Annotated in this window: 14 protein-coding genes; 7 read left to right on the top strand and 7 right to left on the bottom strand. The window is 37.9% G+C overall.

The window, feature by feature from the left end; genetic code table 11:
- Positions 1–33 precede the first annotated feature (33 nt).
- Genes BVH02_RS18645 through BVH02_RS18630 form a run of 4 tightly spaced genes read right to left on the bottom strand, consistent with a single transcriptional unit; the run spans position 34 to position 5,050 of the window.
- Positions 34–1,119: a hybrid sensor histidine kinase/response regulator gene (locus BVH02_RS18645; protein WP_086502984.1), complete on the bottom strand. Its 1,086-nt coding sequence runs from the start codon at positions 1,117–1,119 to the stop codon at positions 34–36.
- Positions 1,112–3,205 carry a 7TM diverse intracellular signaling domain-containing protein gene (locus BVH02_RS18640; RefSeq protein WP_223271917.1) on the bottom strand — a complete coding sequence of 698 codons (2,094 nt, stop codon included), beginning with the start codon at positions 3,203–3,205 and terminating at the stop codon, positions 1,112–1,114. The genes BVH02_RS18645 and BVH02_RS18640 overlap by 8 nt, the downstream gene beginning before the upstream one ends.
- 53 nt (positions 3,206–3,258) lie before the next feature.
- Positions 3,259–3,957, bottom strand: a complete 699-nt coding sequence (locus BVH02_RS18635; protein ID WP_086502983.1) for a hypothetical protein — start codon at positions 3,955–3,957, stop codon at positions 3,259–3,261.
- On the bottom strand, positions 3,947–5,050 hold the full coding sequence (locus tag BVH02_RS18630) for a ThiF family adenylyltransferase (RefSeq protein WP_086502982.1): 1,104 nt from the start codon (positions 5,048–5,050) through the stop codon (positions 3,947–3,949). Before BVH02_RS18630 ends, BVH02_RS18635 begins: the two co-directional genes overlap by 11 nt.
- Positions 5,051–5,410: 360 nt before the next feature.
- On the opposite strand from BVH02_RS18630, the gene BVH02_RS18625 reads away from it, so the two are divergent.
- Positions 5,411–5,884, top strand: a complete 474-nt coding sequence (locus tag BVH02_RS18625; protein WP_086502981.1) for a response regulator — start codon at positions 5,411–5,413, stop codon at positions 5,882–5,884.
- A gap of 1 nt (position 5,885) precedes the next feature.
- On the opposite strand, the gene BVH02_RS18620 is transcribed toward BVH02_RS18625, so the two are convergent.
- Genes BVH02_RS18620 through porX form a run of 3 tightly spaced genes read right to left on the bottom strand, consistent with a single transcriptional unit; the run spans position 5,886 to position 9,083 of the window.
- Positions 5,886–7,097: an alanine dehydrogenase gene (locus BVH02_RS18620; protein WP_086502980.1), complete on the bottom strand. Its 1,212-nt coding sequence runs from the start codon at positions 7,095–7,097 to the stop codon at positions 5,886–5,888.
- Complete coding sequence (gene tsaE / locus BVH02_RS18615) at positions 7,087–7,518, bottom strand: tRNA (adenosine(37)-N6)-threonylcarbamoyltransferase complex ATPase subunit type 1 TsaE (protein ID WP_086502979.1); 432 nt, start codon at positions 7,516–7,518, stop codon at positions 7,087–7,089. Before tsaE ends, BVH02_RS18620 begins: the two co-directional genes overlap by 11 nt.
- An 8-nt stretch (positions 7,519–7,526) precedes the next feature.
- Complete coding sequence (gene porX, locus BVH02_RS18610) at positions 7,527–9,083, bottom strand: T9SS response regulator signal transducer PorX (protein ID WP_086502978.1); 1,557 nt, start codon at positions 9,081–9,083, stop codon at positions 7,527–7,529.
- A gap of 59 nt (positions 9,084–9,142) precedes the next feature.
- On the opposite strand from porX, the gene BVH02_RS18605 reads away from it, so the two are divergent.
- From BVH02_RS18605 to BVH02_RS18580, 6 genes are read left to right on the top strand one after another with little or no spacing between them, the layout of a single operon-like run.
- Positions 9,143–10,375 (top strand): HD domain-containing protein, encoded by a 1,233-nt coding sequence (locus BVH02_RS18605; RefSeq protein ID WP_086503024.1) that lies wholly within the window; start codon positions 9,143–9,145, stop codon positions 10,373–10,375.
- Between the two features lie 17 nt (positions 10,376–10,392).
- Positions 10,393–11,415, top strand: a complete 1,023-nt coding sequence (gene lpxD, locus BVH02_RS18600) for a UDP-3-O-(3-hydroxymyristoyl)glucosamine N-acyltransferase (protein ID WP_086502977.1) — start codon at positions 10,393–10,395, stop codon at positions 11,413–11,415.
- A gap of 39 nt (positions 11,416–11,454) precedes the next feature.
- Positions 11,455–12,849 (top strand): bifunctional UDP-3-O-[3-hydroxymyristoyl] N-acetylglucosamine deacetylase/3-hydroxyacyl-ACP dehydratase, encoded by a 1,395-nt coding sequence (locus BVH02_RS18595; RefSeq protein ID WP_086502976.1) that lies wholly within the window; start codon positions 11,455–11,457, stop codon positions 12,847–12,849.
- Positions 12,846–13,625: an acyl-ACP--UDP-N-acetylglucosamine O-acyltransferase gene (lpxA, locus tag BVH02_RS18590; RefSeq protein ID WP_086502975.1), complete on the top strand. Its 780-nt coding sequence runs from the start codon at positions 12,846–12,848 to the stop codon at positions 13,623–13,625. Before BVH02_RS18595 ends, lpxA begins: the two co-directional genes overlap by 4 nt.
- 2 nt (positions 13,626–13,627) lie before the next feature.
- Positions 13,628–14,248, top strand: a complete 621-nt coding sequence (locus BVH02_RS18585; RefSeq protein ID WP_086502974.1) for an ABC transporter ATP-binding protein — start codon at positions 13,628–13,630, stop codon at positions 14,246–14,248.
- A gap of 59 nt (positions 14,249–14,307) precedes the next feature.
- Positions 14,308–14,793: a hypothetical protein gene (locus tag BVH02_RS18580; RefSeq protein WP_086502973.1), complete on the top strand. Its 486-nt coding sequence runs from the start codon at positions 14,308–14,310 to the stop codon at positions 14,791–14,793.
- Positions 14,794–14,820 lie beyond the last annotated feature (27 nt).

Raw genomic sequence — 14,820 nt, 5'->3', positions numbered from 1 at the left:
CAGTTTAGCAGGAAAATGCCCAGAAACGATTTGTTATTTCATGCTTGGCAAGGTGACTTTAAAAGTCGCGCCTTCTCCAAACACAGATTCCAAATGAATTTTTCCTCCCATTTGCTCTACAGCTTCTTTCACCATATAAAGCCCGAGACCAGTTCCTACATTTTTTTGAGTTGCCCTCGTAAACAGGTTAAAAACATCAGGAAGATGCTTTTCTTCTATACCGATTCCATTATCCATCAAAGTGATCGTAGCCTCAGATTCTGCTACCTCCACGGTCAAGCTTATCTTATTCTCACTTTGATCTTCATTCTGAAATTGAACAGAGTTACTGAAAAGGTTATTGAGTATTACTCTAATTTTTGATTCGTCGGAGTAGAAAGAATGTTCTTGCCTGATCTGTATTGATATTTGAATGTGATTAATATCAAACTTAGAATTATAGGCTTCCAATTGCTGATCGACTATATCTCTAAAAGATATTTCGGATATTTTGTTGTCAATTTTGGTAGATCTGTAGAAGTCAAGCATTTTATAGATATAATCATCTAATTTACCTGTAGCGCTATCTATCATGTCAAAATACTCCCATGCTTCCGGATCTTTCAGCTCCATTTTAGCCAACTTTGACACACCTGAAATACTCATTAGCGGCCCACGCAATTCATGAGACAAACTGTAAACGAATTGATTCATTTCAGAATGTAGCTTTTTGAGTTTTAAACTCTTATCCTTCAATTCACGCCGCATATAATAAATATCTGCTGCATTTTTGATAGAGTTTTTAATCTGCTCAATATTCCAAGGCTTATCGATAAATCGATATACTTCACCTTTATTTATCGCATCTATTACCGAAGCAATATCTGAGTAGCCTGTAAGCAAAATTCGGATTGGATCTGGATTGAACTTCATCAGTTCTTCAAAAAACTCAGTTCCAGTCATTCCCGGCATTCTCTGATCTGCTATCACCACATGAACATCCTCTTCCCGGGCAATTTTCAGTCCTTCTTCAGCATTAATTGCTGTAAAAATTTTAAAGTCTTTCCTTAAGGTAGCTCTGAAAGATTTTAGGTTATTATCTTCATCGTCTATATAGAGGACATGAATTTTATCATTCATAGCGTTCAGTACTTTGATATATGGGAAGCGTAATTTTAAAGGTAGTTCCCTGGCTCTCTTCCGAATTTACCTCCAGCTTGCCTTTGTGATTTTCAATAATAGAATAAACTATTGAAAGTCCCAAGCCCGTGCCCTTTCCTACGGCTTTTGTAGTGAAAAAAGGTTCAAATATTCGTTGCTTAACACATTCAGGCATCCCTGGTCCATTGTCAATAATTTCGATCGTAACAGCATCTACTAAAGACTTGGTACGAATTAGAATATGAGGATCCACAATAGTATTAATATGATCAGCTAATGCATGAATAGCATTATTAATGATATTCATAAATACCTGATTGATCTTACCTGCCAGGCACTCTACCAGAGGCAACTCATCGTAATCAAGATTGACACGAATTTTGGTAGGCATGGTGCTATTTAACAAAATAAGTGTGCTGTTAATCCCATCATGAAGATCGACACTTTTCATATCCTGTTCATCTACGCGAGAGAATAGCCTTAGACCCTTCACAATTTCTACCGTTCTCCTAGCACCATCATCCATTCCTTTCAGCAGGTGCTCCACTTCATCGAGAACATAATCAAGCTCCAAATCTTCTTCTAGTTGCTTAGCTTCCTTCTGAGAATCAGGTGTAAACTCCATGGCTCCTCTACTTCTATAAAATTCGATCACCTCCATGATATCCTTAATATCTCGCTTCAACGGCATGATATTGGAACTTACGAAGTTAATTGGATTATTGATTTCATGAGCAATTCCAGCAGTCAACTGTCCAAGGGACGCCATTTTTTCCTGATTGACAAGTTGACTTTGGGTATTCTGTAGATTTCGAATTGCTTGTTCCAATTCATCAGTTCTGATTTTGACCTTATCTTCAAGCATCACATTTTGCTCTCTAACGAGATGCTCATTCTTTGCAAGGGCTATTAAACGTTCAGCCTGTTCTTTTTCCTTTTCTTTCTTAAGTAAATTGATCTTATCTGCCAAAGCAAAAGACAAGAGAAGGGCTTCAAATGCTGTACCAACCAACATGGCGAGATTAGGATAGAATCCAAGATCCAATAGTCCCTGAGTTTGCATGATATACACTAAAATTCCTATCAAGAAAAATGTCCATGCCCCGAGAAAAAAGTAAGCTGATCGTATTCCTCTACGAGCTAAAACAATGGCAGTATAAAAAACTAATATAACTACTAAAAGACCGTTAATGTCAGTAAGCATATAGCTTAGACTAACTGCACCAAACAATCTTAAAATAAAAGTCACTAAATAAGACATCATCAATAGTCCCAACAACTTATTTACTAATGGCAAACGCTCTTTTGTGTGTAGAAAAACTTTTACAAAATAAAGACCTAACAATCCCGCCAATGAAGTAAAACCAATAATGCTTAATTCAAATAGTTTCGGGTTCTGATAAAGAAAATAGTAATAGGAATGCCCCGAAATAGAAAGTTGTGCCAATGCAATAAACAGAACGTACATACTGTATGACAGATAAAGCACATCCAGTCCTGAAAAATATAAAAACAAATTATAAAAAAACAGAGCGAGCATAATACCAACATAGATATTAATAAAAATTGTTCTCTTATTGAAATTGGAGTAATAAGAAGCTTCCGATGAAATAACAGCATTAAATCTAACTGGTTCAAATGAACTAATTTTTAAAATGACATAAGGCAGCCAATCTTTTGAATCTGTAAGTTTAAAGGTAGGATTGGGATTGCCATACTTATTAGATAGCATATATTGAATCCCATCTTTTCCGAGGAAAACTACTTCTCCTTTAGCATTAACTCTAAAGATCTCAACGCTTCTAAATGAGGGATTGATAATTTCAAGAAATTTTGGATCCCCATTCAATTTCAAATAGGGGCTTATATCTAACCCTATGATTACCGTATCTTCTTGGAATCCTAAATCAATCTGACCTCCTTTTAGGTCAAATGGATTGACAAAAAGTCCTTCCTTCCAATTATTAGTTTCCCAAGAACTCTCCGTACAGATATAATAATTTGTCACCCCCTCTCTATCTTCACCTCCAAATATTCCTAGATATCGAGATAAAGGAAATATCACCAATAAAAAAATTGGAACAAAGTAAATAAAACTTACAAAAACCGATTTCTTCACTAATTTCTTGAATTAAAATTTACCTCGAAACTAATCATCATTTCTCCCTTCGGCCCTTTTTCAAGTGTTTTATTAACTTTATTACTTCTTAAATCAAAAATAAATTGTCGCTCAATATCGACTGCCGTAGGAATATTATCAAGATCGTTGATTTGCAATAGTGTTGCTATTAGTCCTTCTTTTGGATAAAAAAACGTACCGTTCTGTCCCAAACTTTCTACTATCTCCATCCCCACTTTCATAGTCAACTTAACAGTTGCTGGTGAGCAGAGTGCCATTAGTTTTTTCATTTTAAACTGCCCAGCAATAGCAACTCCTACTTTCATCAGGTATATACTTCCTATTCCATAGCCTGCAACTTCGCGACTATTCCACAATCCACAGTATTCAGCTACTTCCAAGTCATCAAATTGTTCCATATAACCTACAATAGAAGGGTCTATTTCGGCTATAGCTTCCTCCAAAGGAAGAGGGAACCCTTTGCTTCTTAACTGTATGCGTCCTCCCCCCAGAACCCTAAAATCATCCATTGATTCAAATAAGATCAGGTAAGTGTTCGGATTAGCAGTCCATGATCTGTCCGCAGATGTAACTTTAGTTACTCCGTAAGATTCAAGTACTTTCAAATGACCTGCAATATATTTTTCAGTAGCCTCAAGGTCGTCATTAACTTTTATTACCCTAACTCTAACTTCCATGGCTAAGATTTGCTATCCTTTCTAAATCAACATAATATCTATCAGAGCGAATTCCCTTTCCAAGAAGTATCATTCTTGAAAAATAACCGGATGCTCCTCCTCCCAAAATCACAGAAGAGGCCAATTGAGGCCAAGAAGTAATAGTCTTTCCAATTTCAGCAATACTTTCTTTAGCTCGAGCTGATAGTTTATTAAAGTCCAAAAGTGCCATTAAAATCTCCGTATTCTGATTCAGATTTTTTGCCAATAGGCCAGATTCTTCTCCAAACTGCTGGAGCAATCCATGAAGTATAGGACGCTCAGGTTCTAAATCAAACCTTTCTACATCGATCATACCTCTATCGCTGGTGTCCATAAGTACAGGGATTTGGAGCTGCTTAGCTTTAATTCTACTTTTGACTTTCACTTCTAAACTGTCGCACTCCTCAATTAATAAATCCAAATTACCTCCTTGGGTGAAAAAATCATCAATATTAGTATCCTGAACACCTTCGTTATAAAGCACAACTTTAAGATATGGGTCTATTTCACCTATTTCTCGAGCTGCAATTACCGACTTCTTTACCCCCAAATTATGAACACCGGACCGAATCCTATTTAGATTACTAAGCTCCAATGTATCGAAATCAGCTAGTCTAAGTTCTCCACATCCTCGCTCCAAAGCTAATGTTAAAGCTACGCTCTGACCAACTGATAGCCCTATAATCCCGACTTTTTTGCTTGCTAAGGTCATCTGTTCTTCCTCAGTGATGACATATCTATTTCTAATCGTACGAACAGCAATAAACTCAGGCTCCGGAAGTAGATGAACAAGACAATTTCTCCATGGATAATATACCCAATTCCCATAATTCGAAGGAGATTGACTTCCAAAGAATTCTACAACTGCATCATTCAATTCATCTGAACTGAATTTTATTTGAGGATTTCTTAGTTTGATTAGGTCGCCTACTTGCGTATTAATCTCATCGTATATAAGTAAAGTTGAGTCTCTTTTAAGCTTCTGTAGAGTACTTTTTGATTTTTCTTCGGAAGCACTTATTATCAATGGCCTATACACTTCCATAGAAGAAGCATCCATTATTTTTGACATCGAAATTGACCTTAAAGGTTTTTATTAGGGGGTGAGTAATAAATAACTAAAATTCAATAAATCAAGAACTTATACATGAATTAGTTTGGTATTCTTCATATAGTCATCTTTGCAATATAAGCTAGATTTCGGATTCTGATTTGCATTCGGTTTGTGGTATTTAACTTTATTTCAATAAGGTATTGCAAACAGCAAAATTAGTAATCAAAATGCTACTCCTATGATAAATTATTTAATATAATTTTTTTTTAGTATAAAAAATCATTATAATTTACTTTGGTGACAGAATTGAAACATTGACAAATTGGAAAATGAAGGATAAATCCTTTAAAATTGAAGTTTATTTTAGACTTTTGCATCATGCACGATACGCCTCAAGAAAAAATTAGAATTCTCTATGTTGATGATGAAGAAAATAACTTACAAGCTTTCAAAGCTACATTTAGACGAGATTACAAAATCTTTATAGCTATATCTGCTAGTGATGGTCGTGAGATTCTAAAGAATGAAGAAGTAGATATTGTCGTCACAGATCAAAGAATGCCTCATGAGTCTGGTGTGGAATTTCTGGAATCAATAATACCTTTACATCCAAACCCCATTCGAATTTTACTTACAGGATATACAGACATCCAAGCAGTGATAGATGCAATTAATAAAGGGCAAGTATATCATTACTTGACAAAACCTTGGGAAGAAGACTACCTTCGAACAGTCATCAAAAATGCCTATGAAATCCACCAGCTTCGAATGGAAAATGATAAACTCACAAAAGCATTGATCAAATCAAACGACCAACTTGAATTTTTGCTTCGTCAAAATTTACTTTCTTAACCTAATATCTCGCTGCTAACAATAGTTGCAATTCCTTGTGACTAATACCAAATTTTCTACCCATATACGCATTAGTCAGACTCCCCCGATAGGTATAAACTCCGCGTAAAAACCATTTGTAATTAAAAATCATTTCTTCAGCACCCCCTAGATCTGCCATTTGAAGAATTATTGGAGTGAAAATATTGCTTAACGAATACGACGCAGTTCTTGCTACTCGCGAAGCAATATTAGGCACGCAGTAATGCGTAATGTCATGCACTTTGTACACAGGCTTATCATGCGAGGTCATCCTACCAGTTTCGATACACCCTCCTTGATCGATAGCCACATCAATTATGATACTGCCATGCATCATATTTGCAACCATCTCTTCAGAGACCACAATTTTATTTCTACCCTTTTCAGCACGCAAAGCTCCGATCACCACATCAGCTTCAGAAAGCGCTTGGTTCAAGGTGAAATTATCAATGGTTGAAGTGTAAACTTGCTGTCCTAATAATTGCTTTAATCTGCGTAATTTGTAGATATGATTGTCAAAAATTTTAATATTCGCACCTAATCCCAATGCAGTTCTGGCCGCATATTCAGCTACTGTACCAGCCCCAATAATCACAACCTGAGTGGGCGGAACTCCTGTCACTCCCCCCATCATTAAGCCCTTCCCATCGTTTTCACTAGAAAGATATTCTGAAGCAATTAACATCACTGTGCTTCCTGCGATCTCTGACATCGCTCGAACTACAGGCATCCCCCCAACTTTATCCTCCAAGTATTCAAAGGCAACAGCGGTGATTTTCTTTTGATTTAATGTTTGTATAAACTCCTGACTTTGTCTTTCCAGCTGCAGTGCCGACATCAAACAGCTCCCCGTAGTCATATAGTTAAGTTCTTCCTCTGTAGGTGGATCAATCTTCAGAACTACTTCTGACTCAAAAACCTCCTTTTTTGAACTTGTGACTTTTGCGCCAGCATCAGAAAAATCTTGATCTGAGAATTTCGATTGCAAACCTGCTCCCGCTTCCACCACAACACTTATACCGTTATTTGAAAGCAAACCCACGGATTCTGGTGTGATTACTACACGCTTCTCCTGAGGAGAGACTTCTTTAGGCAATCCTATTACTAGAGAATGGTCTCTTTTTCTCACTTTTGATGGCGAGTCTTTTGGGATCAGTCCCACTGCAGTAAGTTGATCGATTTCAGCTGGCATCTTCGATGTGTTGTAAGTTCAGTGTTCGCTTTGTTTCGGAATCACTGCTGATCCGAATAAGGAAAAATTTCTCAGGCAAAAATGCAACAATTTTTTCAGCCCATTCTAACCAACAATAGTTTCCGCTATAAAAATACTCTTCTATTCCGATATCCAAAGCTTCTGTGGGATCATCCATTCTGTAAAAATCAAAGTGGTAAAAAATCTCACCACTTTGATTTTCATAATGATTTACGATCCCAAAGGTAGGGCTGCTTACTTGGTCTGTAACTGAAAACGCTTTGGACAAGGCTTTAATAAGTGTGGTTTTTCCAGCACCCATATCGCCTTGAAATACCCACACTTTTTCATTGGAAGCTGCTTCTATTACTGCCTGAGCAGCATTATCTAGCTGATTTAGCTCGTATGTAAACTGGATCAAATGCTCAATTATTTTGGTGACAAATGAACGATCGGTATAATCATTTCCTCCAAAGATACACCACCATGCTGAAAGGTATCTCTATAGAAGTTTACATAATAATTGTAATTATTGGGGTATGCAAAGAAATAATCCTCCACAGCAAACACATAGGTAGAAGATACATTCAACCTTGGCAACTTAGCATCTTCAGGTTTTTTGATCTCAAAAACTTTTCCTTGCTCAAAGTTCAAGTTTTTTCCTTGCTTATATCGAAGGTTCGTAGTCACGTTCTTATCACCAATAATCCTATAAGGTCTATTCACTCGCTTGGTGCCATGGTCTGTCGTGATAATAACTTCAGATCCAGCATCATGAATCTTTTTCAATAACTCAAATAAAGAAGAATGCTCAAACCAACTTGTAGTCAGCGATCTGTATGCCGACTCATCTGGAGCCAATTCACGGATCATTTTCATGTCCGTACGGGCATGCGACACCATATCTACAAAATTATATACTAATACATTTAAATCATTTTGAAGAAATGTATGAAACTGCTCCAATACAGCTTTTCCCTGATGTGCTTGGATGATTTTATTATAGCTGGTCTTGATTGAATGTCGGTTTTTGTCCAAGTTTATTTTCAGCCATTCTTCTTCATAATTATTTTTCCCCTCTTCGGTATCTTCATCTTCCCAAAATTGTGGATACAATCTAGCCATATCCATTGGCATCATACCGCTGAAGAGTGCATTCCGAGCAAAAGCTGTGGTGGTAGGTAGAATACTATAATAAGTATCCTTGTCTTTAATATTAAAATATGGCGCGATGATCGATTCTATATCTTCCCATTGATCTAGTCGGAAATTATCAATAACTATGAAAAACAGGGGCTTTTTTTCTTTGAGCTGGGGGAATACTTTTTTCTTCATCACCTGATGAGAAAGCAGTGGCTTAGCTGTATTTTTTTCCTGCATCCAGTCTAAGTAATTCTCCTTTATGAATTTACAAAAATTGGCATTAGCTTCTATTTTCTGCGATTCCAGTACAGGAAGCATGTTTTTATTTTCCGTATCATCGATCTGCATTTCCCAATACGTCAGCTTTCTATAAATATCAGCCCAGTCTTGGTGATCTTCTGCATCGCCAAAAGCCATGCTGATATTCATGAAATCCTGTTGATAACTTTGGGTTGTTCGCTCGTCGATCAGCTGCTTATTTTGTAGGAGCTTTTTCACCGATAGCCATATTTGACTAGGGTTAATTGGCTTGATAAGATAATCTGCGATTTTCCCTCCAATCGCATCATCCATAATATGCTCTTCCTCACTTTTGGTGATCATCACCACTGGCACCTGAGGTTTTATCTGTTTGATTTGCTGAAGTGTTTCCAAACCAGTCATTCCCGGCATCATTTCATCAAGGAATATAACATCAAAGTTTTTTTGCTCTACCTCTTCGATTGCATCCACGCCTGAGTTGACAGTGGTAATAGCACATCCTTTTTGTTCAAGAAAAAGAATGTGGGGCTTAAGCAGATCGATTTCATCGTCTGCCCAGAGTATGTTGAATTTTTGAGACATTTCAGGTTCCGTTTCTTTTAAAATTATAATTACTTTTGAGTCAAACAAAAAAGGCCTCCTTGAAAAGCCAGAAGATACTTAACGACCCGGTTTACGGATTTATCACGATCCCTAGCGAGTTGATTTTTACAATTATCGACCATCCCTATTTCCAACGATTGCGGAGAATAAAACAACTGGGTCTGACTGATTTTGTCTATCCCGGAGCGCTACACACCCGATTTCATCACGCAATTGGGGCAATGCACTTAATGAGCATTACGCTAGACAATCTACGCATAAAAGGCACTGAAATCACAGATGAGGAATATGAGGCTGCACTTATTGCTATTCTTTTACATGACATTGGACATGGACCTTTTTCACATGCCTTAGAATACAGCTTACTCAAGGGCATACCCCATGAAGAGCTATCTCTTATGACTATTGAACTCCTCAATCAGGAGTTTGGAGGCAAATTGGACCTAGCTTTAAGAATATTTAAGAATCAATACGGGCGAAAATTCTTTCATCAGCTGGTTTCCAGTCAGTTGGACATAGATAGATTAGACTACCTTCAGCGCGATTGTTTTTTTACAGGCGTATCAGAAGGAACTATCGGAGCAGACCGTATCATAAAAATGATGGATGTGAAAAACGATCAGGTAGTCATCGAGGAAAAAGGAATTTATTCTATCGAAAATTTCCTTAGTGCACGTCGGTTGATGTATTGGCAGGTTTATCTCCACAAAACGACCGTTAGTGCAGAGAAAATGCTTATAAAGCTTATTGATCGTGCAAGATTTCTACGACAATCGGGAACTAATTTCACCATAACTCAGGAGTTTGATTTCTTTCTGAACCAGAATTTATCATTAGCAGACTTCCAGACTGATCCTGATTACCTACGCATGTTCTTAGAAATGGACGATTTTGATATCTGGGGAGCTGTGAAGCTTTGGAAAAATCATCCTGATTATGTGCTGCGAAATATATCTCAGATGTTTTTGACACGTAACCTCTACAAAATCTCACTAACTAATGAGCCATTTTCAGATGAGGAAATAAAACAACTGAAAGAGAAAACAATCAAGAAACTCAAAATACCTAGAGAAGATTTGGACTATTTCTTTTCCCAAGGAGCAGTGAGTAACTATGGCTATTTGGTAAAGGACAGAATTAATATTCTCACCAAAAAGGGAAAGGTAATTGATGTAGCCCAAGCGGCTGACTTACCAAATATAAAAGTGATGAGTAAAATCGTAGAGAAATACTACGTATGTAAGGCCAAAAGCTTAAATTTAAATTATTAACTCCGTTTATATTGTTTATGGAATTCACCCTCGGACAAGTAGCTGCCATTCTTAATGGAAAAGTAGTAGGCGACGAAAACCAAAAAGTATCCCGTCTGGACAAAATTCAGGAAGGGAAGCGAGGTGGCATTAGTTTTTTGTCAAATGAAAAATACACCTCATTTATCTACGAAACTGAAGCTACAGCAGTCATTGTATCAAATAATTTCACTCCCATAAAGGAAGTAAAAACCAATCTAATTCGTGTTGAAGACGCTTACACTGGCTTTACTCAACTTTTAGAGGCTTACGCCATGATGATGAAAAACAGCATGGTGGGAATAGAAGAACCTTCCTACATAGACGCGAGTTCTCAGATAGGTGAGCAAGCCTACCGTGGAGCTTTTTCTTATATCGGCAAAAATTGCAAAATTGGAGAAGCTGTCAAAATCTACAGTCATGCTCATATCGGAAATCGTGTGCAAATTGGCAATAATGTCATCATCCATACCGGAGCGAAGATTTGCGCTGATACGGTGATTGGAAATAACTGCGAAATCCACCCTGGAGCTGTTATCGGATCGGATGGATTTGGTTTTGCTCCTCAGCCAGATGGCACTTACAAGACGATACCACAAATCGGAAATGTAATTTTAGAAGACAATGTAAGTGTAGGAGCTAATAGTACGATTGATTGTGCGACTATGGGATCTACCATAATTAAAAAAGGCGCTAAAATAGACAACATGGTGCAGATTGCCCATAATGTGATCATTGGTGAGAATACAGTAATCGCTTCGCAAACTGGCATTTCCGGCTCTACAGAGATAGGTAAAAACTGTGTTATTGCGGGTAAAGCAGGAATTGTAGGCCACATAAAAATAGCCGATAATACTACTATTGGTGCAAATACAGGCATAAGCAAGTCAATACTAAAATCAGGTACTACCTTGTTTGGCTACATAGCCATGGACATGAAGAAATTTTTGAAATCATATACAATCTTCAAAAAGCTAGATTCAATAGAAGACCGCATAAGAGAACTAGAAAAAAAGCAGTAAATTTGCAGCCTTTAGCATGCTGAACGGTTCAAAAATCAGATGAAAGTAAAACAACACACGATTAAAAAGCAGGTAGAATTGTCCGGAGTGGGACTACACACTGGAGTCATTTCAAACATGACATTTCTACCTGCTCCCCCAAATCACGGGTATAAATTTCAGAGAATAGATCTAGAAGGCAGACCCACTGTTGATGCAGATTGCGACTTGGTTGTAGATGTATCCAGAGGCACTACTCTTGAGCAAAATGGCGCACGAGTTTACACAGTAGAACACGTTCTAGCTGCGCTTGTAGGCTTAGAGATCGACAATGTACTCATCCAACTAGATGGTCCTGAGCCTCCAATTATGGATGGATCATCCATTCAATTCATAGAAGTATTAGAGGATGCAGGGCTCGAGGAGCAAAATGCGCTAAGAAGATTTTATGAAGTTCAAGAAAGTATCCAATACAAAGATTCTGCTCGCGAAGTAGAGATGGTAGCTTTGCCTACCGACAACTATCGTGTGACAGTAATGGTGGATTATAACTCCCCCGTTTTAGGCAGTCAACATGCTTCAATCACAGATATCAGTCAATTTAGATCAGAAATAGCCTCGTGTCGAACTTTTTGCTTTTTGCATGAACTAGAAATGCTCTACAACTCGAACCTTATCAAAGGAGGTGACCTGAACAACGCAATAGTAGTGGTGGACAGGATTGTGGAAGAAGCAGAATTAGTTAATTTGGCCAAAATGTTTAACAAGCCAAAAGTAGAAGTAAAGAAAGAAGGCATATTAAATAATGTGGACTTGCGCTATCGCAATGAGCCAGCAAGACATAAATTATTAGATGTAGTTGGGGATTTGGCCTTGGTAGGCCGGCCTCTAAAAGCACAGATTATGGCAGCGAGACCTGGTCATGCAGCCAATGTAGCTTTTGCTAAAAAAATTAAGCGTGCTATGGAGAAGTCTTCTTCTTCCCATATACCCTATTACGACCCGAGACTTCCTCCGGTAATGGACATCAATCAAATTAGCAGCATCTTACCGCATAGATATCCATTCCAGCTGCTTGACAAAATCATCTATCTGGACAGTACAGTAGTTGCAGGGGTGAAAAACGTCACAATCAACGAACCATTTTTTATGGGGCATTTTCCTAACAACCCCGTAATGCCAGGAGTTTTGCAGGTAGAAGCGATGGCCCAGACAGGTGGAATATTAGTATTGAGTACCGTGGATGATCCGGAAAACTATTGGACTTATTTTCTGGGAATTGAAAATTGTAAGTTTAGAAAAATGGTTCTTCCTGGTGATACTCTGATTTTCAAGTGTGAACTTTTGGCCCCGATAAGAAGAGGTATAGCTAAAATGCGTGGTGAAGCTTATGTTGGAAATACGCTAGTATGTGAGGCCGTAATGACAGCAAGCATAACCCGAAAAGAATCATGATTAGTCCTTTAGCACATGTAGATCCCACCGCAACCATCGGAGAAAACGTTCAAATTGATCCGTTCACGATGATTGGGGCGAATGTCACAATAGGTGAAAATACATGGATCGGTCCAAACGTTACTATTTTTTCTGGAGCAACTATTGGGAAAAACTGTAAAGTTTTCCCCGGTGCCGTGATTGCAGGTATTCCGCAGGATTTGAAATTTCAAGGTGAAGATTCCACCGTTATTATCGGTGACAATACAACTATTAGAGAGTGTGTTACGATAAGCAGAGGAACTGTAGAAAAGCAAACCACAGTCATAGGTAGCGACTGCCTATTAATGGCATATGTACATGTGGCCCACGACTGTGTAATTGGAAGTCATGTGATCATTGCAAATTCCGTACAAATTGCCGGGCACGTATCCATTGATGACTGGGCGATTGTAGGTGGATCCAGTGCTGTTCACCAATTCGTGAAAATTGGTATGCATGCAATGGTTTCTGGTGGTTCTTTGGTCAGAAAAGATGTGCCTCCTTTCACTAAAGCTGCACGTGAGCCACTTTCTTACGCAGGTGTAAACTCTCTGGGATTACGAAGAAGAGGATTCTCAAGTGAATCAATTTCCCATATACAGGAAGTTTATCGCTATCTTTTCCTCAACAGCATGAACAATAGCCGTGCGTTAGAAGAGATCGAAGTAAATCTTCCCGCTACAAAAGAAAGAGATGAAATCTTGAATTTCATTCGCTCTTCTGAGCGTGGTGTGATGAAAGGTTATATCAATTAACTATGTTTAAAATCCAACTAGAGGAAGCTTCAAAACGCTTCCAATACGAATGGATTTTTAAAAATCTAAGCCTTGAATTATCACAAGGTAATTCCCTAGCTATAACTGGAAGTAACGGATCAGGAAAATCAACTTTACTTAAATGTTTAAGTGGCGCTATTCCGATCACTTCAGGGAAAATAGATTATATCCTTGATGAAAAATCCATCTCAGATGCAGATTGGTTTCCTTTTTTGACTATTTCTGCTCCCTATATGGAGCTTCCCGAGGAGTTTACTTTAGAAGAATTGCTTAAATTTCATTTCAAATTCAAAAAACCGCTAAACAATATTTCGCCCAGAGAAATCATAGAACAACTCTACCTTACGCAGCATACCTCCAAACCTGTAGGCCAATTTTCCTCAGGAATGAAGCAGCGGCTAAAGTTGGGACTTGCACTATTTTCTGATGTCCCTTTGGTATTTCTAGATGAGCCTACTTCTAATCTGGATAGAAAAGGTATCGATTGGTATCAGGAAATGGTCTCTCTTTATAGGAAAAACAGGATTCTGGTTATTTGCTCTAATGAGCCAAGAGAGTATGAATTTTGTGAGCAAAAAATAGTTCTTGAAGACTTTAAGTAAACTGTTCCTTTAAACTTAAATTCCTACCTTTAAAATAATAGGCATTAATTGGAAAGCATATGAGATCACTTTTTTTTAGATTAATTCTACTTTCTTTTGTGACAATAGCTATTCAAAGCTGTGGCGGAGATGACCCGGAGCCTACAACACCAAAAAGTGCAGAGGCAATTGCAACCGAAGCTTTAACCGGAACTGGATCTCAAACTTGGGGAATTGATGGTGGTGGATCTGTGGAACGAGATGGTATAGCTGTGACCAATTTATATACAGGATTTGAATTGATGATGAAATCAGGTTCAGCCAAAACTTACTCTTCCAAAAACAACAATGACCTTTTCGATGCTGCTGGCACTTGGAGTTTTGCAGGAGCCAATTTCGATAAGTTCATACTTACTGGCAGCAAACCAGCTGCAGGCAGAGAAATCTCTTTCACTCAAACTAACAATAATTTAAAGCTCACTTTTTCTATTCCAGCTCCAGGAGCCAGAGTTAACGGTGTTATGGCTGTAGCAGGGAACTACACATTCAACCTTCTTAAGAAATAGCTTTTAAAAATAAAAAAGGGAAACGAT

Origin of the sequence: Algoriphagus ratkowskyi, assembly GCF_002150505.1 — a bacterium.
GTDB lineage: Bacteria > Bacteroidota > Bacteroidia > Cytophagales > Cyclobacteriaceae > Algoriphagus > Algoriphagus ratkowskyi.
This window is presented reverse-complemented; position numbering and strand designations above follow the sequence as displayed.

Excerpts from the sequence above, each read along its gene's own strand:
- BVH02_RS18645 (WP_086502984.1), bottom strand. The coding sequence starts at position 1,119 with ATGAATGATAAAATTCATGTCCTCTATATAGACGATGAAGATAATAAC.
- BVH02_RS18635 (WP_086502983.1), bottom strand. The coding sequence starts at position 3,957 with ATGGAAGTTAGAGTTAGGGTAATAAAAGTTAATGACGACCTTGAGGCT.
- BVH02_RS18630 (WP_086502982.1), bottom strand. The coding sequence starts at position 5,050 with ATGTCAAAAATAATGGATGCTTCTTCTATGGAAGTGTATAGGCCATTG.
- BVH02_RS18625 (WP_086502981.1), top strand. The coding sequence starts at position 5,411 with ATGCACGATACGCCTCAAGAAAAAATTAGAATTCTCTATGTTGATGAT.
- BVH02_RS18620 (WP_086502980.1), bottom strand. The coding sequence starts at position 7,097 with ATGCCAGCTGAAATCGATCAACTTACTGCAGTGGGACTGATCCCAAAA.
- porX (WP_086502978.1), bottom strand. The coding sequence starts at position 9,083 with ATGTCTCAAAAATTCAACATACTCTGGGCAGACGATGAAATCGATCTG.
- lpxD (WP_086502977.1), top strand. The coding sequence starts at position 10,393 with ATGGAATTCACCCTCGGACAAGTAGCTGCCATTCTTAATGGAAAAGTA.
- BVH02_RS18595 (WP_086502976.1), top strand. The coding sequence starts at position 11,455 with ATGAAAGTAAAACAACACACGATTAAAAAGCAGGTAGAATTGTCCGGA.
- lpxA (WP_086502975.1), top strand. The coding sequence starts at position 12,846 with ATGATTAGTCCTTTAGCACATGTAGATCCCACCGCAACCATCGGAGAA.
- BVH02_RS18585 (WP_086502974.1), top strand. The coding sequence starts at position 13,628 with ATGTTTAAAATCCAACTAGAGGAAGCTTCAAAACGCTTCCAATACGAA.
- BVH02_RS18580 (WP_086502973.1), top strand. The coding sequence starts at position 14,308 with ATGAGATCACTTTTTTTTAGATTAATTCTACTTTCTTTTGTGACAATA.